This window comes from Shewanella rhizosphaerae, from assembly GCF_019457655.1.
Lineage (GTDB): Bacteria > Pseudomonadota > Gammaproteobacteria > Enterobacterales > Shewanellaceae > Shewanella > Shewanella loihica.
On sequence record NZ_CP080420.1, the window covers coordinates 4,112,995 to 4,136,083 of the forward strand.

Below are 23,089 nucleotides of genomic sequence, written 5' to 3' on the forward strand. Positions count from 1 at the left end.
TTCCAAATTTTTAAAGAACAAGCATCGCCGCTCGGACGTGCCACTCGCTCTAACAAGAACAAGTTATCTGTGTGAACACTCAACAAATATCAGTCAATCGTATAGGTAAGGAGGTGATCCAGCCCCAGGTTCCCCTAGGGCTACCTTGTTACGACTTCACCCCAGTCATGAACCACACCGTGGTAAACGCCCTCCCGAAGGTTAAGCTATCTACTTCTGGTGCAGCCCACTCCCATGGTGTGACGGGCGGTGTGTACAAGGCCCGGGAACGTATTCACCGTGGCATTCTGATCCACGATTACTAGCGATTCCGACTTCATGGAGTCGAGTTGCAGACTCCAATCCGGACTACGACCGGCTTTGTGAGATTAGCTCCACCTCGCGGCTTCGCAACCCTCTGTACCGACCATTGTAGCACGTGTGTAGCCCTACTCGTAAGGGCCATGATGACTTGACGTCGTCCCCACCTTCCTCCGGTTTATCACCGGCAGTCTCCCTAAAGTTCCCGGCATTACCCGCTGGCAAGTAAGGATAAGGGTTGCGCTCGTTGCGGGACTTAACCCAACATTTCACAACACGAGCTGACGACAGCCATGCAGCACCTGTCTCAGAGTTCCCGAAGGCACCAATTCATCTCTGAAAAGTTCTCTGGATGTCAAGAGTAGGTAAGGTTCTTCGCGTTGCATCGAATTAAACCACATGCTCCACCGCTTGTGCGGGCCCCCGTCAATTCATTTGAGTTTTAACCTTGCGGCCGTACTCCCCAGGCGGTCTACTTAATGCGTTAGCTTGAGAACCCAGTGTTCAAGACACCAAATTCCGAGTAGACATCGTTTACGGCGTGGACTACCAGGGTATCTAATCCTGTTTGCTCCCCACGCTTTCGTACCTGAGCGTCAGTCTTTGTCCAGGGGGCCGCCTTCGCCACCGGTATTCCTTCAGATCTCTACGCATTTCACCGCTACACCTGAAATTCTACCCCCCTCTACAAGACTCTAGTTGACCAGTTCGAAATGCAGTTCCCAGGTTAAGCCCGGGGCTTTCACATCTCGCTTAATCAACCGCCTGCGTACGCTTTACGCCCAGTAATTCCGATTAACGCTTGCACCCCTCGTATTACCGCGGCTGCTGGCACGAAGTTAGCCGGTGCTTCTTCTGCGAGTAACGTCACAGCTAACGGGTATTAACCGTTAACCTTTCCTCCTCGCTGAAAGTGCTTTACAACCCGAAGGCCTTCTTCACACACGCGGCATGGCTGCATCAGGCTTGCGCCCATTGTGCAATATTCCCCACTGCTGCCTCCCGTAGGAGTCTGGGCCGTGTCTCAGTCCCAGTGTGGCTGATCATCCTCTCAGAACAGCTAGGGATCGTCGCCTAGGTGAGCCATTACCTCACCTACTAGCTAATCCCACCTAGGTACATCCAATCGCAGAAGGTCCGAAGATCCCCTCTTTTCCCCCGTAGGGCGTATGCGGTATTAGCAGTCGTTTCCAACTGTTATCCCCCTCGACTGGGCAGTTCCCTAGGCATTACTCACCCGTCCGCCGCTCGTCAGCAAAGAAAGCAAGCTTTCTTCCTGTTACCGCTCGACTTGCATGTGTTAGGCCTGCCGCCAGCGTTCAATCTGAGCCATGATCAAACTCTTCAATTAAAAGTTTTGTGTTTGGCTTGCGCCAAACGACTCAATGAATTCTGATTCATCACTTAGACTCGGAAGAATCTAAGGATGTTTGTACATATTGCTATGAACACTCATCGTTGCATTGAGATTTAAATCGTTTTCGATTAACTCAATACCTGTGAGTGCCCACACAGATTTCTTGTTTTATCTTGTTAAAGAACGTTTGCCTCATACTGGACTCCAGCGGGCTAGGGCTGCGTATTCTACGCTTCTCCCTGTCGGCGTCAAGCGCTTTTTTCAAAAGATTATTAAGTGGTTAATTACTGTGCTTTCGCGTTGTAACTACCGGCTTAAAAACTCGAACCGCTTATCGCCTTGACTCGACATTCGTTACCTACTCACTTGGTAAGTAGCGCCGTTTGCCGTGTCAGTGGGAGCGCATTATAGGGAGCCAAATCTTTTGCGCAAGGGCTTTTTTCAATAAAAATGAACTTATTTTTTATACCTGATATAAGCACACCCTTTACACCAATTACGCACAAAGTTATCCACAAAAGCGACAATTGAAGCACTGGCACAGGCTGGTCACCGCTTACCTTCAAACACAGCAAACTGGCTAACGAAAGAGAGTTGAGCGCTGACACCCCCATGCGCTTTATCTAAAAACAAGGAAGTAGCGATTGCCTTTACGGCCAGAATAAACACCTACCCATCACTTCTCTTGTAAAAAATAAGGCAACTAAGAGATAGAGATAGGCAATCTCCACACTGTCTTAGAGGAAGTTCTGATACCAGGCATGCTATTGAATGAAGAATGAGGTATCCACTAAGCGATTGACCTACTACTTACAATGAACGCCCAAAAGTAGTAAGGAATGTAAATTAACTCTAGAACAGTAGGAACAACTTAGCTCAATGAAACATTACGTTATTACGGTCAACTTAACTAAGGAGATGAAGAACTTTTTGGATCTTTAGCGCCTATAATGGACAGCTTCGAGCTAAGCTGTCCAAATCCTCCATCGTCTGCACTAAATTGCATTTGATTGACTCTAGTACTCCTCTCCTATGCCCCTGCCCTTATAAATTCTAGGCATGTCGATTTAGTAGTATCCATTTACCGAACTATCGCATGAGGCGTAAGAGATCCGGTTATCTAGCACATATTGATGGTTCACTAGATCATGAAGGCACCTGAAGGCTAGGCTGCAAGCTGAGAAGCAAGAGAGCCCTGAATGACTGAAGTGTCGAATTTGCAGAATGCATTATCAACCTTTGCAAGGAATTGTTCTCACTGCTTAAAGACACTTTACCTTCCCCATGATCGAGTGAAGATGCCTAGTTATTAGGCGCCTGAAAATAACCTGCTCGGTTCGTGAAGCGAATACATGGGTGTGAAAGTAAGACTCTTTGAATAAGCAGTACTTAGCCTGACTTGAACGCGGATAAACTATGCTTCGCGGCCGATGACAAGGCACATGGATGTAGCGAATGTCATAAGCTCAGGATACGGTTTATCACCACGCCCTGCGGCGGGGCGACATCGGGGTAAGTTTTTTCTCAGAGTGTAGAAAACAAAAAGCCCTAGCGTTTTAGACTAGGGCTTTTTGCTATATTAGGCGTCTGGAAATGACCTACTCTCACATGGGGAGACCCCACACTACCATCGGCGCGATTGCGTTTCACTTCTGAGTTCGGGATGGGATCAGGTGGGACCACAATGCTATGGTTTCCAGACAAATTTAGTGGTGCTGATACCCAGAATCGAACTGGGGACCTCATCCTTACCAAGGATGCGCTCTACCGACTGAGCCATATCAGCACAAAACTGTTAAATAACTATGCGTCTTACTCTAAATGCGCTTGGTTATTTTGCTTATACCTTAAAGGTTAAGCGAAATTAGTGTCTGGAAATGACCTACTCTCACATGGGGAGACCCCACACTACCATCGGCGCGATTGCGTTTCACTTCTGAGTTCGGGATGGGATCAGGTGGGACCACAATGCTATGGTTTCCAGACAAATTTGGAAATTCGGAAAGCTGTACTCTTATCTAAGAGTCAATTTGAGTTCGCACTTCAATCAAGTACTTTGTATTCTTTTGATTACGTAAAACCATTACTTACTTTGCAGTAAAAACCCTTTTGGGTTGTATGGTTAAGCCTCACGAGTCATTAGTACAGGTTAGCTCAACGCCTCACAACGCTTACACACCCTGCCTATCAACGTCCTAGTCTCGGACGGCTCTTTAGAGACCTTAAAGGTCTAGGGATGACTCATCTTAGGGCTCGCTTCCCGCTTAGATGCTTTCAGCGGTTATCGATTCCGAACGTAGCTACCGGGCAATGCCATTGGCATGACAACCCGAACACCAGCGGTTCGTCCACTCCGGTCCTCTCGTACTAGGAGCAGCTCCCTTCAATCATCCAACGCCCACGGCAGATAGGGACCGAACTGTCTCACGACGTTCTGAACCCAGCTCGCGTACCACTTTAAATGGCGAACAGCCATACCCTTGGGACCGACTTCAGCCCCAGGATGTGATGAGCCGACATCGAGGTGCCAAACACCGCCGTCGATATGAACTCTTGGGCGGTATCAGCCTGTTATCCCCGGAGTACCTTTTATCCGTTGAGCGATGGCCCTTCCATTCAGAACCACCGGATCACTATGACCTGCTTTCGCACCTGCTCGACGTGTATGTCTCGCAGTTAAGCTGGCTTATGCCATTGCACTAACCGTACGATGTCCGACCGTACTTAGCCAACCTTCGTGCTCCTCCGTTACTCTTTGGGAGGAGACCGCCCCAGTCAAACTACCCACCAGGCACTGTCCTCAACCCCGATTCAGGGGCCAGAGTTAGAACATCAACACTACAAGGGTGGTATTTCAAGGATGACTCCACGAGAACTGGCGTTCCCGCTTCAAAGTCTCCCACCTATCCTACACATGTAGGGTCAATGTTCAGTGCCAAGCTATAGTAAAGGTTCACGGGGTCTTTCCGTCTAGCCGCGGGTATACGGCATCTTCACCGCAATTTCAACTTCACTGAGTCTCGGCTGGAGACAGCGTGGCCATCATTACGCCATTCGTGCAGGTCGGAACTTACCCGACAAGGAATTTCGCTACCTTAGGACCGTTATAGTTACGGCCGCCGTTTACCGGGGCTTCGATCATGAGCTTCTCCGAAGATAACCCAATCAATTAACCTTCCGGCACCGGGCAGGCGTCACACCGTATACGTCATCTTGCGATTTTGCACAGTGCTGTGTTTTTGATAAACAGTTGCAGCCACCTGGTATCTGCGACTCCCGTCAGCTTAGAGAGCAAGTCTCATCACCAACAGGAGCGTACCTTCTCCCGAAGTTACGGTACCATTTTGCCTAGTTCCTTCAGCCGAGTTCTCTCAAGCGCCTTGGTATTCTCTACCCGACCACCTGTGTCGGTTTGGGGTACGATTCCTACTAACCTGAAGCTTAGAAGATTTTCCTGGAAGCATGGCATCAACTACTTCATCACCGTAGTGACTCGTCATCAACTCTCAGTATTAGGTACCCGGATTTGCCTAAGTACCCTACCTACAGCCTTAAACGCGGACAACCAACGCCGCGCTAGCCTAGCCTTCTCCGTCTCTCCATCGCAGTTAGCAGAAGTACGGGAATATTAACCCGTTTCCCATCGACTACGCCTTTCGGCCTCGCCTTAGGGGTCGACTCACCCTGCCCCGATTAACGTTGGACAGGAACCCTTGGTCTTTCGGCGAGGAGGTTTTTCACCCCCTTTATCGTTACTCATGTCAGCATTCGCACTTCTGATACCTCCAGCGTGGGTTACCCCTTCACCTTCAACGGCTTACAGAACGCTCCTCTACCGCACCAGCGCAAGCGCTAGTACCCATAGCTTCGGTGTATTGCTTAGCCCCGTTATATCTTCCGCGCAGGCCGACTCGACTAGTGAGCTATTACGCTTTCTTTAAATGATGGCTGCTTCTAAGCCAACATCCTAGCTGTCTAAGCCTTCCCACATCGTTTCCCACTTAGCAATAACTTTGGGACCTTAGCTGATGGTCTGGGTTGTTTCCCTTTTCACGACGGACGTTAGCACCCGCCGTGTGTCTCCCGAGTAGTACTCATTGGTATTCGGAGTTTGCAAAGGGTTGGTAAGTCGGGATGACCCCCTAGCCTTAACAGTGCTCTACCCCCAATGGTATTCGCTCGAGGCGCTACCTAAATAGCTTTCGAGGAGAACCAGATATCTCCCGGTTTGATTGGCCTTTCACCCCCAGCCACAAGTCATCACCGCATTTTTCAACATACGTGTGTTCGGTCCTCCAGTTGATGTTACTCAACCTTCAACCTGCCCATGGCTAGATCACCGGGTTTCGGGTCTACACCTTGCAACTAAACGCGCAGTTAACACTCGGTTTCCCTACGGCTCCGCTATTCGCTTAACCTCGCTACAAAATGTAAGTCGCTGACCCATTATACAAAAGGTACGCAGTCACGGTCTCAAGAACCGCTCCCACTGCTTGTACGTATACGGTTTCAGGTTCTATTTCACTCCCCTCACAGGGGTTCTTTTCGCCTTTCCCTCACGGTACTGGTTCACTATCGGTCAGTCAGGAGTATTTAGCCTTGGAGGATGGTCCCCCCATATTCGAACAAGATATCACGTGTCCCGTCCTACTCGTTTTCACCTAAAGTTAGTTTTCATGTACGGGGCTATCACCCTGTATCGCTGTGCTTTCCAACACATTCCACTAACACCCTCTAGGCTTAAGGGCTAATCCCCGTTCGCTCGCCGCTACTAGGGGAATCTCGGTTGATTTCTTTTCCTAAGGGTACTTAGATGTTTCAGTTCCCCTCGTTCGCCTCACTAAGCTATGTATTCACTTAGTGATGACACCTTATGGTGCCGGGTTTCCCCATTCGGACATCGTTAGCTCAAATGCTTGTTACTAGCTCGCCAACGCTTTTCGCAAGTTACTACGTCCTTCATCGCCTCTGACTGCCAAGGCATCCACCGTATACGCTTAGTCACTTAACCATACAACCCAAATGAGTTTCATCTGAGCTGCATCGCAACTAACGGTTTCTACTTTCGCCAAAAGAATACTCAAGTCACTTGATTAAAGTGTGTTTTGAGAACTCAATTATTTTTCGCAATAACCTTTCGGTTATTACTATCAGCTTTCCAAATTTTTAAAGAGCGGGCTTAAAAAAGCCAAAGATAAATTCTGCATTTATCTTTGGCATCTCTAACCATAACTGCATGCTCTCTTTAAGAGCAAATGGTGGAGCTATGCGGGATCGAACCGCAGACCTCCTGCGTGCAAGGCAGGCGCTCTCCCAGCTGAGCTATAGCCCCATTACATGCAGCGAGAATAATACGTTTACCGAATCTTTCCAGTTGAAAAGATTGGTGGGTCAGAGTGGACTTGAACCACCGACCTCACCCTTATCAGGGGTGCGCTCTAACCAGCTGAGCTACAGACCCAACGTCATTCTCTATCTTCTATCAAGTAATCTGTGTGAACACTCAACAAATATCAGTCAATCGTATAGGTAAGGAGGTGATCCAGCCCCAGGTTCCCCTAGGGCTACCTTGTTACGACTTCACCCCAGTCATGAACCACACCGTGGTAAACGCCCTCCCGAAGGTTAAGCTATCTACTTCTGGTGCAGCCCACTCCCATGGTGTGACGGGCGGTGTGTACAAGGCCCGGGAACGTATTCACCGTGGCATTCTGATCCACGATTACTAGCGATTCCGACTTCATGGAGTCGAGTTGCAGACTCCAATCCGGACTACGACCGGCTTTGTGAGATTAGCTCCACCTCGCGGCTTCGCAACCCTCTGTACCGACCATTGTAGCACGTGTGTAGCCCTACTCGTAAGGGCCATGATGACTTGACGTCGTCCCCACCTTCCTCCGGTTTATCACCGGCAGTCTCCCTAAAGTTCCCGGCATTACCCGCTGGCAAGTAAGGATAAGGGTTGCGCTCGTTGCGGGACTTAACCCAACATTTCACAACACGAGCTGACGACAGCCATGCAGCACCTGTCTCAGAGTTCCCGAAGGCACCAATTCATCTCTGAAAAGTTCTCTGGATGTCAAGAGTAGGTAAGGTTCTTCGCGTTGCATCGAATTAAACCACATGCTCCACCGCTTGTGCGGGCCCCCGTCAATTCATTTGAGTTTTAACCTTGCGGCCGTACTCCCCAGGCGGTCTACTTAATGCGTTAGCTTGAGAACCCAGTGTTCAAGACACCAAATTCCGAGTAGACATCGTTTACGGCGTGGACTACCAGGGTATCTAATCCTGTTTGCTCCCCACGCTTTCGTACCTGAGCGTCAGTCTTTGTCCAGGGGGCCGCCTTCGCCACCGGTATTCCTTCAGATCTCTACGCATTTCACCGCTACACCTGAAATTCTACCCCCCTCTACAAGACTCTAGTTGACCAGTTCGAAATGCAGTTCCCAGGTTAAGCCCGGGGCTTTCACATCTCGCTTAATCAACCGCCTGCGTACGCTTTACGCCCAGTAATTCCGATTAACGCTTGCACCCCTCGTATTACCGCGGCTGCTGGCACGAAGTTAGCCGGTGCTTCTTCTGCGAGTAACGTCACAGCTAACGGGTATTAACCGTTAACCTTTCCTCCTCGCTGAAAGTGCTTTACAACCCGAAGGCCTTCTTCACACACGCGGCATGGCTGCATCAGGCTTGCGCCCATTGTGCAATATTCCCCACTGCTGCCTCCCGTAGGAGTCTGGGCCGTGTCTCAGTCCCAGTGTGGCTGATCATCCTCTCAGAACAGCTAGGGATCGTCGCCTAGGTGAGCCATTACCTCACCTACTAGCTAATCCCACCTAGGTACATCCAATCGCAGAAGGTCCGAAGATCCCCTCTTTTCCCCCGTAGGGCGTATGCGGTATTAGCAGTCGTTTCCAACTGTTATCCCCCTCGACTGGGCAGTTCCCTAGGCATTACTCACCCGTCCGCCGCTCGTCATCTTCAAAAGCAAGCTTTTGAAATGTTACCGCTCGACTTGCATGTGTTAGGCCTGCCGCCAGCGTTCAATCTGAGCCATGATCAAACTCTTCAATTAAAAGTTTTGTGTTTGGCTTGCGCCAAACGACTCAATGAATTCTGATTCATCACTTAGACTCGGAAGAATCTAAGGATGTTTGTACATATTGCTATGAACACTCATCGTTGCATTGAGATTTAAATCGTTTTCGATTAACTCAATACCTGTGAGTGTCCACACAGATTACTTGATAAATTGTTAAAGAGCGTTAGCACATCCCGGTGATTCCCGAGTGGCTAGGGCTGCGTATTCTACGCAATCCCTTGTTCGCGTCAAGCAGTTTTTGCAAACTTTTTGAGGCTTCACTTTTCAGTGACTGACCACCTTATCGCCTTAGCTACCAAGTGTTTCGACGCTGCGTTGTCTGCTTTGCCGTGTCAGTGGATGCGCATTATAGGCAGTTCTGATTTGGGCGCAAGTGGTTTTTTAAGAAAAATCAGACTTTTTTCGATCTTTTTAGATAGTCACATCATACGCACTATTTACCCCCAAAGTTATCCACAAATATCGGCATTTAGGCCAATTCTATACCTGCTGGTCATGGAAACTCGGGGATCAAAAAAGCCATCCTAAGGATGGCTTTTTATTATGTTTGGCTAAATCAGCCCACTTACTAAGTTATGGCTTAGCTAATGCTTTTGCTTAACTAAGCCTTAGCTCAACTTGGTCTTAACTCAACTTGCCGTGGCACTGCTTATACTTACGTCCCGAACCACAAGGGCAAGGATCGTTACGGCCAACCTTCTCACCTTCACGCACCACAGGCTGAGTCGCGGCCAAGGCTTGTGCTTCTTCTGCACCGACGAGTGCTTCGGCTTCGGCGTGCTGATAATCGCGGCGCACCTTAGCTTCTTCTTGGCGACGACGCTCTTCCATCTCTTCGACGTCAGACTGCGCCTGAACCTGTACCTTAGAGAGAATACTGATCACGTCATGTTTTAAAGATTCCAACATCTGCTGGAATAGCTCAAAAGACTCACGCTTATACTCTTGCTTAGGATTCTTCTGCGCATAGCCACGAAGGTGGATACCTTGACGCAGATGATCCATCGCCGCCAGATGCTCCTTCCACAGGCCATCCAGGGTCTGCAGCATCACGGCTTTCTCGAACTGACGTAGTACCTGGGCACCGACCATCTCTTCTTTAGCCTTATAAGCCTTCACCCAGATCTCGACGATACGCTCACGCAGCGTCTCTTCGTGCAGGTCATCTTCCTTATCCAACCACTCCTGAACAGGCATTCTTAACGCGTACTCTTGCTCGAGACGCGTCTCCAGGCCGGCAATGTCCCACAACTCTTCAACCGATTGTGGTGGAATGTACTGATCGATGAGCCCATTAACCACATCGGCCTGGATGTTCACGATAGTGTCTTGAATGCTCTCGGCATCCATCAACTCGTTACGCTGAGCATAGACTACCTGACGTTGGTCGTTGGCCACGTCATCGAATTCCAGCAGTTGCTTACGGATATCGAAGTTACGTGCCTCAACCTTACGCTGGGCGTTTTCAATCGCGCGGGATACCCATGGATGCTCGATCGCTTCACCTTTCTCCATGCCAAGCTTCTTCATCATAGATGAGACACGCTCAGAGGCGAAGATACGCATCAGGCTATCTTCCATCGACAGATAGAAGCGTGATGAACCTGCATCCCCTTGACGACCAGAGCGGCCACGTAGCTGGTTATCGATTCGACGTGACTCATGACGCTCGGTACCGAGAATGTGCAGACCACCTGCGGCAACCACTTCGTCGTGGCGCACCTGCCAATCTGCCTTGATCTTGGCTTTCTGCTCGGCAGTTGGGTTCTCGAGGGCATCGATCTCCATGTTCCAGTTACCGCCTAACACGATATCGGTACCACGACCGGCCATGTTGGTTGCGATGGTCACCGCACCACTACGACCCGCCTGGGCAACGATCTCGGCTTCACGCTCGTGGAACTTCGCGTTAAGTACCTCGTGAGGGATCTTAGCCTTCTTGAGCATGCTATGGAGCAGCTCAGATTGTTCGATAGAGACAGTACCTACCAGTACTGGCTGGCCACGGTCACGACAATCTATGATGTCTTTGATGATAGCATCGTACTTCTCTTCCGCCGTCAGGTAGACCAGATCCGCGTGGTCCTTACGCACCATAGGGCGGTTGGTCGGGATAACTACGGTATCCAGGCCATAGATGTGTTGGAATTCGAACGCTTCGGTATCGGCAGTACCTGTCATACCGGCCAGTTTTTCATACTGACGGAAGAAGTTCTGGAAGGTGATAGACGCCAGCGTCTGGTTTTCATTTTGAATATGAACCCCTTCCTTGGCTTCTACTGCCTGGTGCAGGCCTTCCGACCAGCGACGACCCGGCATGGTACGACCCGTGTGCTCATCGACGATGATCACTTCGTTGTCTTGTACTATGTAGTCGACATCTTTTTCAAACAGGGTATGGGCACGTAGCGCCGCGTTGACATGGTGCAGCAGCGAGATGTTGGCCGCAGAGTAAAGCGAATCGCCTTCGGCCAGCATACCACGTTCGGTCAGCAGGACTTCTACCTTCTCCTGACCACGCTCCGTCATGTGAACCTGCTTGGCCTTCTCATCAATAGAGTAATCGCCATCGCCGATCTCTTCCTCGGTATCTTCCTTGTCCTGACGGATAAGGTGAGGTATCAGGGTGTTGATCTTGATATAAAGCTCAGAGCTGTCTTCTGCGGCGCCCGAAATGATCAGTGGCGTACGTGCCTCATCGATCAGAATCGAGTCGACCTCATCGATCAGTGCATAATGCAGTGGACGCTGCACGCGCTCGTTAGGCGAGAATGCCATGTTGTCGCGCAGGTAATCGAAGCCAAATTCGTTGTTGGTACCATAGGTAATGTCAGACGCATAGGCCATCTTCTTCTCGGCCTGACCCATACCGGCGATGTTTACGCCGACTGTCATACCCAGGAACTCAAATAGAGGGCGGTTGTTTTCCGCGTCGCGACGGGCAAGGTAGTCGTTCACTGTGATCACGTGAACCCCTTTGCCGGTCAGGGCATTTAGATAGGCGGGGAGTGTTGCGGTCAGCGTCTTACCTTCACCGGTACGCATCTCTGCGATGCGGTTACTGTCCAGTACCATACCACCCAGTAGCTGCACGTCGAAGTGACGCATCTCAAACACACGCTTAGAGGCTTCGCGCACTACGGCAAAGGCTTCCGGCATGACGTCGTCCAGCGTCTGGCCCGATTCCAATCGCTGCTTAAACTCGGCCGTCTTGGCCTTGAGTTCCTCGTCGGAAAACTTCTCAAAATCCGCTTCGAGGGCATTAATCTTTGTGACAATCTTACCGAGAGTTTTAAGGGTGCGATCGTTACGACTACCAAATATTTTTGTCAGTAATTTACCAAACATCTGAACCACTTTTATGTTGTTGGCTAAGTCCCTGTCGAGTCTAAAAGCCTATTTTAGTTTAACCTGCCTTGCGGTAGACATACTTCTTAGGATCTATCTGCTGTCCACCACGCAACACTTCATAATGCACATGGGGACCGGTCGAACGACCCGTACTCCCCATTTTGGCAATACTTTCGCCTTTTGCGACCACATCACCTACAGCTACTGACAAAGACTTATTGTGTCCATAGCGAGTTCTCAGACCATTTCCATGATCTATCTCGACCAACTCACCATAACCAAACATATTGCCTGCCCATGTTACGACGCCACCCGCGGTGGCGACAACATCGGCTCCCTCTTTACCGGCAAAGTCTATGCCTTTATGCATGGTTCTGCGGCCGTTAAAGGGATCATTGCGTAAACCGTAGGGCGAAGACAACCAACCTTTCTGGATGGGACGCCCTGAGATATAACGTTCTTCATCTATATGGAGATTAGATGTCACCGTTTCAAGTAGTGATAATTGAACATTATTGTTATCTATTCGTGACACTAGCCTATCCATGTCCTGGATAAGCTGATCGAGTTCGATGTTGCTGCCCAGTTCGCTCAGGCCGCCAACACCGACTTCAGAAGAGAAATCGAATTGATCTTCGAGTTTGTAATCTTTAGCAACTTGCTGGCCCAGCGCCTCGAGGCGTGCAAGCTTAGCCTGCATCTTAGCCACATGGGTAACCAAGATCGCCAATTGCGATTCGGTCGCGCCTTTAAGTTCGATAAGCTCGTTTTTCTGCTCTTCGCGAGCGACACGTTCGTTATCGACGCTGGCCTGCTGTTGCTGAATTTGTTTGGCGTTATGCTGATATAAGCCAGTGCCTGCGGCAATAAGCAAAACCGGTAATAATAGCCAACGCTTACCCGGCTGCCAGCGCGTCGCACCATTCCGACCTTGAATAAAAACTGTTACACTCATAGCCTCATTAAGCCATTTTATTATGTTATGAAAAAGCCCCCGCAGGACCTCAGTCAATTACTGCTTCAGCAGGGTCAATTACCCTCTATCGCCGAAAAAGCAGAACTACTGCTTCACCTGGATCACTATGTTAAACAGGTGATCACCGGTCCTGTCTCGGAACAACTAAAAGTCGCCAACTTCCGTCAAGGTGTGCTCGTTATCGAAACCAGTACCGCTGCATGGGCCGCAAGAATAAACTTCCAAAAACCCAAACTTTTACAGCAGTTACAAGCCGAAACGCTCCCCATGCTGTCCGCTATCGAGGTTAAAGTCAACCCAAGCCTGAAAATGTATGAGACAAAATCAAAGCAGGCTCACAACCAGATAAGCGAAACCGCTGCGGCGCATATCGACGCCTTGGCCGAGCATATAGAAGGTTCCCTAGGCCAAAAACTAAAACGGCTGGCTGCTTTAGCCAGCCGTTCAAGGCAATCCAAATAGGCTTTACGCCAATACCGCACCCGCAGGCACGGCGAAACTGACTGGTACCTCTTCTTCTTTCTCGAAGCTTACCAATTCCCAAGCATCTTGCTCGGCTAACAGGGCACGAACCAGCTGATTGTTCAGCGCGTGGCCTGTCTTGAACGCACGGAATTCACCGACGATAGCGTGACCGGCGACATAGAGATCACCGAACGCATCGAGAATTTTGTGCTTAACAAACTCGTCCTCATAACGCAGACCATCGGGGTTGAGGACGCGGTATTCATCAAGCACAACGGCATTTTCCATGCTGCCACCTAATGCCAGGTTATTGGCACGCAGATATTCGATGTCGCGCATAAACCCAAAGGTTCTGGCGCGGCTGATATCGCGAACGAAGGCAGAAGAGGAAAAATCCATCACCATATGCTGCTGACTTCTGGCGATCTCAGGGTGATTGAAATCGATCGCGAAATCGACTCTGAAACCCTTGAATGGACGCAGTTCGGCCCACTTATCACCATCTTCAACACGCACCGGGCGCTTGATTCTTAGATATTTCTTTGCTGCGATTTGCTCCTGAATGCCGACAGATTGCAGCAGGAAGACCCATGGGCTGGCGCTGCCATCCATAATGGGGATCTCTGGGGCATCGACTTCGATTGTCGCGTTGTCTATGCCTAAACCTGCCAGAGCGGCAAACAGATGCTCAATCGTTGAGATACGAACACCTTCGTCATTCACAAGCGCCGTACACATGGTCGTCTCACGCACTTGATCCGCCTTGGCGGCAATAGCCACGCTTGGCGTCAAGTCGGTACGAACCAACACGATCCCTGTATTAACTGGCGCGGGTTTGATCGTCAAAGTCACCTTGTTACCGGAATGCAATCCGACACCGGTGGTCTTAACCATTTCTTTAACAGTTCTTTGAAAAATCATTTAGTTACCCGTTATATCACAACCAAAAAGCGTTTATTTCCGCACAGCAAAGCGGCGCACAAAGGCGCAGCAGGTCGGACATGCTAGCATATCTTTGCCAATTCACCAAAATTTACCGACGAAAATCGTCGTACCACATTCAGGTCTATGGCGCCGACTAGCACGCTCCGTCCTGAAACTAGTCAGCTTGCTTACGCAAAAATGCCGGTATATCTAAGTAATCAAGGTCACTCTTAGGCGCGGCGGCCGCGGCTGGTTGTGCTACCTGCACAACATTACCCGCCCCCATTGCCTGTGGGACAGCTTCTTCCACTGGAAGTTCAATTTTGACCTCAGGTGCTGGCATTGGCTCTGGACGCGGCGCAGGCTTAGAAACCAGTTGAATATCAGGCTTCTTCTCGGCGCCGATACCGGTTGCCACTACGGTTACACGCAGCTCGTCGCTCATCTCTGGATCGATAACCGCACCCACAACTACAGTAGCGTTATCTGATGCATAAGCCTTAACATGGTTACCCACTGTCTCGAACTCTTCGATGCTCATGTCCATACCGGCGGTGATGTTCACCAATACGCCACGGGCACCAGCCAGATCGATATCTTCCAGCAGCGGACTGGCCACGGCAGCTTCGGCCGCTTCTTCGGCGCGATCTTCACCGCTGGCGACGCCTGTACCCATCATGGCATTACCCATCTCAGACATCACAGTCTTAACGTCGGCGAAGTCGACGTTAATCAGACCCGGACGGGTGATCAGCTCGGCAATACCTTGTACTGCGCCGAGTAGCACGTTGTTAGCCGCCGCAAACGCATCTAACAGTGAAGTGCCACGGCCCAGGACCTTGAGCAGCTTCTCGTTAGGAATAGTGATCAGCGAGTCAACATGCTTGGCCAGCATCTCGATACCCTGGTCGGCATAAGCCATACGCTTCTTGCCTTCGAATGGGAACGGCTTGGTCACCACAGCAACGGTCAGGATCCCCTCTTCACGGGCGATCTCGGCCACGACAGGGGCTGCACCTGTACCCGTACCACCACCCATACCGGCGGCGATAAAGATCATGTCCGAGCCCTTGATCGCGCTGCGGATATTCTCTCTGTCTTCTTCGGCCGCCAGACGACCGATCTCTGGGTTGGCGCCCGCGCCAAGCCCCTTGGTGACATCGCGACCCAACTGAATGGTCGTGCCCGCCGCCGACTTACGTAGCGCTTGGGCATCGGTATTGGTTGCAACGAACTCAACACCCTCGATATTGTGTTTCACCATATGCTCGACGGCGTTACCACCACCGCCACCGACGCCGATGACCTTGATCACCGCCTCATCGGAATGACTATCCATGATCTCAAACATGGTCTTTTCTCCGTTTTAGTCTGCGTTATTAACCTTAAAACTCACCCTTAAACCAGCTCTGGACCCGATTCCAAAGACTGGTCACCCCTTGGCGCTCGGGGCGCTCGAACTGTCGCTCGAGCACACGTCTTGCACCATAATGTAACAACCCAACACCCGTGGAGTAGATGGGCTGGTTCACATATTCAAATAATCCTTTCACCGGCAACGGCTCGGCCACCCTAACCGGCATACCGAAAGTCGCCTCGGCGACATCTACCGCACCTTCAATCGATGCGGTACCGCCCGTGAGTACGATACCGGCGGCAACCTGATCTTCCAGGCCGCAGTCGCGCAACTCTTTACGCACCAGCTCGAACAGCTCCTGGTACCTAGGCTCAACCACCTCTGCCAAGGTATGGCGCGACATGGTGCGCGATGGGCGTCCGCCCACAGATGGCACCTCTATGCTGTCTTCGCGGCTCACCATGGCGCTTCTGGCGCTGGCGTACTGCACCTTAATCTGCTCTGCATGTGACAGCGGCGTACGGAAGATCTTGGCGATATCGCTGGTCACCTGGTTGCCAGCCACTGGCACCACGGCGCAGTGACGCAGGGCGCCGTTGGTGTAGATGGTGATATCTGTGGTGCCACCGCCCATATCCACCAGGCAGACGCCTAGGTCTTTCTCATCGTCGGTGAGCACGGCATCAGCCGAGGCGATGGCCGAGAACACCAGGTCATCCACCTTAAGGCCGCAACGCTCTACGCTCTTGGTAATATTCTTGGCCATGTCGTTGGCGCAGGTGACGATATGCACCTTGGCCTCCATACGCATACCCGACATGCCGATTGGGCTGCGGATACCATCTTGTACGTCGATGGCATACTCTTGCGGCAAGACGTGCAGAATACGACGCTCGGTCGGGATCTTCACCGAACGCGCGGTGTGGATGACGTTGTCTACGTCTTCCTGGGTCACCTCTTCGTCGTTAATCGACACCATGCCATTTTCGTTCTGACACTGGATATGCTTACCCGAGATGCCTAGGTATACCGAGGCTACCTGACAATCGGCCATCAACTCGGCCTGATCCAGCGCGCGTTGCACACTACGCACGATAGAGTCGAGATCGTTTACCCCGCCCTTATCCATGCCGCGGGAGGGGTGACTGCCGAGACCGACCACACTGATCTCACCATCGGGCAGTACCTCACCGATGATCACAGCAACTTTGGACGTTCCTATGTCTAATCCAACGATCAGATTTCTATCTTGATTCTTGGTCATTAATTAACGGCTCTCATCTTGTGCTTCATCCCAACCTACGGCCAATCCGGTATCGTAGCGCAAATCGACTCGGGCAACGGGCTTATCCTGTTTCACCAATGTGGGATACACATGGATAAAGCGCTGCACCCTTGCCATCTTATCTTCCCTTCCCAGCTTCAACTCTATGCCGTTGGCCAGCACGGCTAACCAGGCATGTCTGGGGCTTAACTCTAAACGGGCCAAATCGAACCCGTTGATCTTCAATAATTCACTGACCTGGCGATAGTTAGTCAACACAGACTTCGCCTGATCTTCCGGGCCGACCAGATTAGGCAGCGGGCCTATCCCCTCACGATGGGGCGCCTTAAACACCTGCCCCTGCTCGTTGAGCCAATCTGTCTCGTTCCAGTGGGCGACCGGCGTCTGCTCCACCAGATATACCTTTAACTTTGCCGGCCACTCGCGCCTTACCGAGGCGTGGTAGACCCAAGGCAGATTTTCCAGTGCCTGCTGTACCTGATTCACATCCGCCGAGAAGAAGCTTCTCTGCATCAGATCCTGCAGCGCACTGCGTATCTCGGCGTCACTGGTAAACTGCCTGTCCCCCTTGATCGCCACCGCCTCAATCGGCAGGGCATCCGCGTCGTTCAGTACCAGGTGAAGCTTCCAGCCTCCCATGGATAGGCCACAGATCACCAAGAACAGAAAAATCAAGCCGAAACACAGGTACCAATCGACCTGTCCCAACCTGCTTTTCCAACCGCTACCTAGCTCTCTTAAGGACACTGCTTATCGCCCTAACGCATCATTAAATGTATAAAAATCAATCAACTTATTACCAGAGGGCAGCCCTAAGGAACCGGCCATTATAACTACCTCACCTCTAGCGTCAAAAGCTTCATCGAGGTCAGGGCAAGATGCCCTCAACCTCATTGGTTTTCCGACTCAAACTGCAGACCGGCATCGGCCAGCTGACGACTCAGGGCGCCGATATTGCCGGCCCCTTGGGTCAACAGCAGATCGCCCCCCTGCAACACCCCAGGCAGTATCGTCTGTAGCTGCTCGGGCTCGGCCACGAAGATAGGATCTATCTGGCCACGCTGACGAATCGAGCGGCACAGGGCGCGGCTGTCTGCACCAGGTACCGGCGCCTCGCCGGCGCTATACACATCGAGCAGTAACAGGCAGTCCACCTGGGCCAGCACCTCGACGAAATCGTCATAGAGATCCCGGGTGCGGCTGTATCTGTGTGGCTGATAGATCATCACCAGACGCTTATCCGGCCAGCCGGAACGCGCCGCCTTGATGGTTGCCGCCACCTCGCTGGGGTGATGACCATAGTCATCGACCAGCATCACATCGCCCGCTGTGGTGGTGAACTCACCCAGCTGCTGGAAGCGACGACCTATGCCCTGGAACTCATCCAGGGCGCGGATGATCGCCTCATCTTCAATCTCATCTTCCGTGGCCACAGCTATGGCCGCCAGGGCATTGAGCACATTGTGACGACCGGGCAGATTAACCCTCAGGTCCAGATCTGCCATCCCTTCACGGCGCACCGTAAAGCGTGAGCTATACCCCTGCTGCTCGAAGTTAAGCGCCTGCACGTCAGCATCGTCGCTGAAACCATAGGTCACTACCTTGCGGCCAATGCGCGGTAAAATCTCTCTCACCACAGGGTCGTCGATACAGGCCACCGCCACGCCGTAGAACGGCAGGTTATGCAAAAAGTCGACGAAGGTAGATTTCAGCTTCTCGAAATCCCCCTCATAGGTATCCATGTGGTCGGCTTCGATGTTGGTAACCACACTCACCATGGGCTGCAGATGCAGGAAGCTGGCATCGCTCTCGTCGGCCTCGGCGATCAGGTAACGGCTCTTACCCAAACGGGCATTGGTGCCGGCACTGTTCAGCAGACCGCCGATCACGAAGGTTGGATCCCGCTCGGCCTGACCATAGACGCTGGCGATCAGACTCGTAGTGGTCGTCTTGCCATGGGTACCGGCCACCGCCACACCGTGGCGATAACGCATCAGCTCGGCCAACATCTCTGCCCGGCGAACGATAGGAATGCGTCGCTCCTGGGCCGCTAAAATCTCTGGGTTACTGGCATCGATGGCCGTCGAGACCACCACCACATCGGCGCCCTCGACCTGATCGGCACTGTGACCGATGAAGATCGCCGCGCCGAGGCGCTTCAGGCGAGCCGTCACGGCATTCTCGGCGATGTCGGAACCGCTAAGACGATAACCTTCGTTTACCAAGACCTCGGCAATACCGCCCATACCCGCGCCGCCGATCCCCACAAAGTGGATCCGCTTGACGCGACGCATCTCTGGAATGATGGTTCTTAATTGGGCGTACTTCTCTTCGGTTTTAATCATCTTTTTCCTTACTTGTCAGCGCGATACACACGGCGGCGACCCGCTCTGTGGCATCTAATACGGCAACACTCTTGGCCAGCTGCCCCATCTCGATGAGGGCCTTACGGTCTGACGCCAAGATCTGCAGCTTGCTGATCAACTTCTCACTATCTAATACTGTCTGCGGCAGCAAAAATGCGCCGCCCGCTTCCACCAAGACCTGGGCATTCTTGGTCTGGTGATCGTCTACCGCATGGGGGTAAGGCACCAAGAGACTCGGTAGCCCCACCGCCGCTACCTCCGACACAGTCAGGGCGCCCGCACGGCACAGAATCACATCGGCCCAGCGATAGGCCGCTTCCATATCATCGATAAACTCGGCCACCTTAACGCTGCCGGATTGCCCCAGTTGCAGGTATTCCGCCTCCACCTGTGCCTGATTACCCTTACCCACCTGATGCCATACCGTCATCGAATGGTGCTGAGCCACCGCAGCCGTCACGCTCGGCATCAGGTCGTTAAATATCTTGGCACCCAAGCTGCCGCCGACCACCAACACCCTAAGAGCATCGTCCGGAACGATAGGCTGCTCGCTACGTCCCAGGGCGATAAGCTCGCTGCGGATCGGGTTGCCCACCACCTCGGCATTGCCCTCGAAGGTGTTTTCGAAGGCGCACAGCACACGGGTAGCGATGCGTGACAACAACTTGTTAGTCATGCCTGGAAAGGCATTTTGCTCGTGCAGCACCAGAGGGATGCCGCTCAGCTTGGCGGCAACCCCACCCGGACCACTGGCGAAACCGCCCATGCCGAGCACCACATGGGGTTTAAACTCTTTGATCACCTCACGCGCCTGCATGATGGAGCGTAAGATCTTAAAGGGCGCCGCGAGCTTACGGATCAAGCCATTACCACGTACCCCCTTGATATCGATAAAATCGATATCGAAACCATGCTGAGGCACCAGACGTGCCTCCATACGATCGGCGGTGCCAAGCCAGCGCACCTGCCAGCCCTGTTTGGCTAACGCTTTGGCCACGGCAAGCGCCGGGAACACGTGTCCGCCCGTGCCGCCCGCCATGATCAAAATACGTTTATCTGACGCCATCTATTTCACCTTGCCTTGTACTGCCTGGATCAGGCTTAATCTTCTCTCATGATCGATACGGATCAATATCATTGCCGCTGCCGTCATCACCCACAGGCTACTGCCGCCATAACTGATAAAGGGCAGTGTCAGCCCCTTGGTGGGTAGCATGCCTATGCTGGCGCCCACGTTGACCACAGTCTGGAAACAGATCCAGATGCCGATGCCATAGGCCAGATAGCCCTCGAATGCCCGATCGCCAAGCAGACACAGGTTACCCAGCTTTATCGCTCTCAGGGCGACAAACAGCAGTACCGACAACACGGCGATGATGCCGAGAAACCCTAACTCTTCGCCGATCACGGCAAAGATAAAATCTGTGTGGGCCTCGGGCAGGTATTCCAGCTTCTGAATGCTGTTCCCCAGGCCCTGTCCCAGCCAATCGCCGCGGCCATAGGCCATCAAGGATTGGGTCAGCTGATAACCGCTACCGAAGGGATCCTGCCAAGGATCCAGAAACGAGGTCACCCGTCGCATACGATAAGGTTCCAGCAATACCAGGCCAACGAAGGCCATGGCCCCGGTCAAGATCAGCGCGAAGAAATCGAGCAATCTTGCACCGGCTAAAAACAACAAACCGACGGTGCCAACAAACAGCACCACCACGGTACCGAGATCCGGCTGTAGCAAGATCAGAAAGGCATACACGGCAAACACGGCAATTGGCTTATAGAAGCCCTTGGCATTTTCCCGCACCTCCTGATGACGCCGCACCAGATAACCCGCCATATAGATGGCAAAGGCAAACTTGGCGATCTCGGCCACCTGAATACGAATAGGCCCCACCGATAACCAACGGGTCGCCCCGTTTACCGTGGTGCCCACGATCGGCACAGCCACCAACATGATGCCGACGACCAGCAGCAAGATAGGACTCAGCTGCTGCCAGCTATGCATCTCTATCTGCAACACCACCGCGGCGATCAGGGCGCACCCCATCAGGTAGGCCACATGGCGCCACACGAAGTGGTAGGGGTTGCCCGTCAAACTCGTGGCCTCCGGCATAGAGGCCGACATCACCATGATGAAGCCGAAACTTATCAGGGAGATGATCGCAAACAGCAAAGCTCTGTCATAGAGCTGCATGCCCGGCGCTTCGCGTTGACTAAACAGGTTCGGCAGCGACCAGCTAAGGGAGCTGCCAAACAGGCTTAGTTGACGCTCGTCGCTACGCATGCATCACCTCTTGGGCCAAGGCATTCACCTGGGCACGAAAATCATCGCCCCTGGCCATGAAGTTGGCGTACATATCCAGGCTGGCACAGGCAGGCGACAGCAGGACCAGATCGCCCGGCTTAGCCAGCTGAGCCGCCTGAGCGACTGCCTCTTGCATCGACTCGACGCGAATGGCACCCTCGAACTGCTCGGCAATTTTGTCGCCATCCTGCCCCAGGGTGATCACCTGAGCAACGCCCAGCAGTGAGCCGCGTAGCGCCGAAAAATCGGCGCCCTTGCCGTCACCACCGGCGATTAAAATAATCTGCCCCTCATGGTCGCTCAGCCCCTGCAGGGCCGCTATGGTGGCGCCCACATTGGTCGCCTTGGAATCGTTCACATAGCTCACGCCCTGATGCTTACCCACGAGTTCGCATCTATGGGCCAGCCCCTTGAACTGTTTCGCCACCTCGACCATGGCCGCCTTATCGACACCGGCGCTATCGGCCAGCGCCATGGCAACCAGCAAGTTGGCCTGGTTGTGACTACCCACCAGTGAAACCTGATCGCCGGCAACATATTCGGTCGTGCCATGCACCAGGACGCCATGGTTTACGCCCCACTCATCTCCCTCGGGCAGAGAGAGGCCAAAGCTGTTCTGGTTCATAGGCTCGTTCGGGCGAGTCAGCAGATCGTCGCGGTTGAAGATTGCCAGCTTGGTCTGATCATACAGACGCAGCTTGGCCTGACGATAACTCTCGAGATCCGAATACCTGTCCATGTGATCTTCGCTGATGTTCAGGCAGGTGGCGCTGATGCAGTTGAGGCTAGCCGTCGTCTCCAGCTGGAAGCTAGATAACTCGAGCACAAACAACTCATGATCACCATCGAGCAGGTCCAGCACGGGCACGCCGATATTGCCGCCCACGGCCACCTTGAGGCCCGCCTTGGCTGCCATCTCACCCACAAGGGTAGTCACGGTCGACTTACCGTTAGAACCCGTGATGCCGATAACGCAGGCGGGGCGATCTGCCAGCGCTCTGGCGAACAGCTCGACATCGCCGACGATATCTATGCCCATATCCACCGCGGCGCGCACCTCGGCGGTATCCAGCGGGATCCCGGGGCTGACGACGATCTGGCTAGCCTGTACCAGGTAGCGACAATCGAAACCGCCGGTGAGCAATAGCACCTCGGGAAACTCCTGACTCAGGGTCTCGCGACCCGGTGGATTCTCGCGGCTGTCCATCACCAGTGGCGTGATGCCCTGCTTAATGAGATAACGCACCACAGAGAGCCCTGTGGCCCCCAATCCTAAAACTATGTGCGTGTACTGACTCGCCATG

At 52.5% G+C, this 23,089-nt stretch carries 11 protein-coding genes, 3 tRNA genes and 5 rRNA genes; 1 reads left to right on the top strand and 18 read right to left on the bottom strand.

Annotated elements, in window-relative coordinates:
* Nucleotides 1-106: 106 nt before the first annotated feature.
* From K0I63_RS17790 to K0I63_RS17835, 10 genes are all read right to left on the bottom strand, one after another.
* Nucleotides 107-1,651: ribosomal RNA gene (locus K0I63_RS17790) — 16S ribosomal RNA — on the bottom strand.
* A 1,591-nt stretch (nt 1,652-3,242) separates the two neighbouring features.
* Nucleotides 3,243-3,358, bottom strand: a 5S ribosomal RNA gene (gene rrf, locus K0I63_RS17795).
* Between the two features lie 9 nt (nt 3,359-3,367).
* Nucleotides 3,368-3,443, bottom strand: a tRNA-Thr gene (locus K0I63_RS17800).
* A gap of 83 nt (nt 3,444-3,526) precedes the next feature.
* Nucleotides 3,527-3,642 (bottom strand): 5S ribosomal RNA (rrf, locus tag K0I63_RS17805).
* 133 nt (nt 3,643-3,775) lie between these two features.
* Nucleotides 3,776-6,668, bottom strand: a 23S ribosomal RNA gene (locus tag K0I63_RS17810).
* Between the two features lie 245 nt (nt 6,669-6,913).
* Nucleotides 6,914-6,989 (bottom strand) — tRNA-Ala (locus K0I63_RS17815).
* A gap of 52 nt (nt 6,990-7,041) precedes the next feature.
* A tRNA-Ile gene (locus K0I63_RS17820) sits at nt 7,042-7,118 on the bottom strand.
* 69 nt (nt 7,119-7,187) lie between these two features.
* Nucleotides 7,188-8,732 (bottom strand): 16S ribosomal RNA (locus K0I63_RS17825).
* The 16S, 23S and 5S rRNA genes sit together here with 3 tRNA genes alongside, the layout of an rRNA operon.
* A gap of 651 nt (nt 8,733-9,383) precedes the next feature.
* Nucleotides 9,384-12,107 carry a preprotein translocase subunit SecA gene (gene secA, locus K0I63_RS17830; protein ID WP_011867241.1) on the bottom strand — a complete coding sequence of 908 codons (2,724 nt, stop codon included), beginning with the start codon at nt 12,105-12,107 and terminating at the stop codon, nt 9,384-9,386.
* Between the two features lie 58 nt (nt 12,108-12,165).
* Nucleotides 12,166-13,065, bottom strand: a complete 900-nt coding sequence (locus K0I63_RS17835) for a M23 family metallopeptidase (RefSeq protein ID WP_011867242.1) — start codon at nt 13,063-13,065, stop codon at nt 12,166-12,168.
* Nucleotides 13,066-13,092: 27 nt separating this feature from the next.
* Between K0I63_RS17835 and K0I63_RS17840 the strand changes: the two genes are divergently transcribed.
* Nucleotides 13,093-13,548, top strand: coding sequence for a DUF721 domain-containing protein (locus tag K0I63_RS17840; protein WP_144201747.1), 456 nt, complete (start codon nt 13,093-13,095; stop codon nt 13,546-13,548).
* 3 nt (nt 13,549-13,551) lie between these two features.
* On the opposite strand, the gene lpxC is transcribed toward K0I63_RS17840, so the two are convergent.
* The 8 genes from lpxC to murD form a co-directional block, all read right to left on the bottom strand.
* The gene (lpxC, locus tag K0I63_RS17845; RefSeq protein ID WP_220081897.1) at nt 13,552-14,472 is read right to left on the bottom strand and encodes a UDP-3-O-acyl-N-acetylglucosamine deacetylase; all 921 of its coding nucleotides are present in this window, start codon (nt 14,470-14,472) and stop codon (nt 13,552-13,554) included.
* Between the two features lie 178 nt (nt 14,473-14,650).
* Nucleotides 14,651-15,826, bottom strand: a complete 1,176-nt coding sequence (gene ftsZ, locus K0I63_RS17850) for a cell division protein FtsZ (RefSeq protein ID WP_011867245.1) — start codon at nt 15,824-15,826, stop codon at nt 14,651-14,653.
* 34 nt (nt 15,827-15,860) lie between these two features.
* On the bottom strand, nt 15,861-17,096 hold the full coding sequence (gene ftsA, locus K0I63_RS17855; RefSeq protein WP_011867246.1) for a cell division protein FtsA: 1,236 nt from the start codon (nt 17,094-17,096) through the stop codon (nt 15,861-15,863).
* A gap of 3 nt (nt 17,097-17,099) precedes the next feature.
* Nucleotides 17,100-17,864 (bottom strand): cell division protein FtsQ/DivIB, encoded by a 765-nt coding sequence (locus K0I63_RS17860; RefSeq protein ID WP_220081898.1) that lies wholly within the window; start codon nt 17,862-17,864, stop codon nt 17,100-17,102.
* Nucleotides 17,865-18,007: 143 nt separating this feature from the next.
* Entirely contained in the window at nt 18,008-19,462 is a 1,455-nt protein-coding gene (murC, locus tag K0I63_RS17865) for a UDP-N-acetylmuramate--L-alanine ligase (RefSeq protein WP_220081899.1), read from the bottom strand.
* Complete coding sequence (murG, locus tag K0I63_RS17870; protein WP_220081900.1) at nt 19,455-20,549, bottom strand: undecaprenyldiphospho-muramoylpentapeptide beta-N-acetylglucosaminyltransferase; 1,095 nt, start codon at nt 20,547-20,549, stop codon at nt 19,455-19,457. Before murG ends, murC begins: the two co-directional genes overlap by 8 nt.
* On the bottom strand, nt 20,550-21,764 hold the full coding sequence (gene ftsW / locus K0I63_RS17875) for a cell division protein FtsW (protein WP_011867250.1): 1,215 nt from the start codon (nt 21,762-21,764) through the stop codon (nt 20,550-20,552).
* Nucleotides 21,757-23,088 (bottom strand): UDP-N-acetylmuramoyl-L-alanine--D-glutamate ligase, encoded by a 1,332-nt coding sequence (murD, locus tag K0I63_RS17880; protein ID WP_220081901.1) that lies wholly within the window; start codon nt 23,086-23,088, stop codon nt 21,757-21,759. The genes ftsW and murD overlap by 8 nt, the downstream gene beginning before the upstream one ends.
* Between the last annotated feature and the right edge of the window lies 1 nt (nt 23,089).

Excerpts from the sequence above, each read along its gene's own strand:
- ftsZ (WP_011867245.1), bottom strand. The coding sequence starts at position 15,826 with ATGTTTGAGATCATGGATAGTCATTCCGATGAGGCGGTGATCAAGGTC.
- ftsW (WP_011867250.1), bottom strand. The coding sequence starts at position 21,764 with ATGCGTAGCGACGAGCGTCAACTAAGCCTGTTTGGCAGCTCCCTTAGC.
- murD (WP_220081901.1), bottom strand. The coding sequence starts at position 23,088 with ATGGCGAGTCAGTACACGCACATAGTTTTAGGATTGGGGGCCACAGGG.
- murG (WP_220081900.1), bottom strand. The coding sequence starts at position 20,549 with ATGGCGTCAGATAAACGTATTTTGATCATGGCGGGCGGCACGGGCGGA.
- K0I63_RS17840 (WP_144201747.1), top strand. The coding sequence starts at position 13,093 with ATGAAAAAGCCCCCGCAGGACCTCAGTCAATTACTGCTTCAGCAGGGT.
- murC (WP_220081899.1), bottom strand. The coding sequence starts at position 19,462 with ATGATTAAAACCGAAGAGAAGTACGCCCAATTAAGAACCATCATTCCA.
- K0I63_RS17835 (WP_011867242.1), bottom strand. The coding sequence starts at position 13,065 with ATGAGTGTAACAGTTTTTATTCAAGGTCGGAATGGTGCGACGCGCTGG.
- ftsA (WP_011867246.1), bottom strand. The coding sequence starts at position 17,096 with ATGACCAAGAATCAAGATAGAAATCTGATCGTTGGATTAGACATAGGA.
- secA (WP_011867241.1), bottom strand. The coding sequence starts at position 12,107 with ATGTTTGGTAAATTACTGACAAAAATATTTGGTAGTCGTAACGATCGC.
- lpxC (WP_220081897.1), bottom strand. The coding sequence starts at position 14,472 with ATGATTTTTCAAAGAACTGTTAAAGAAATGGTTAAGACCACCGGTGTC.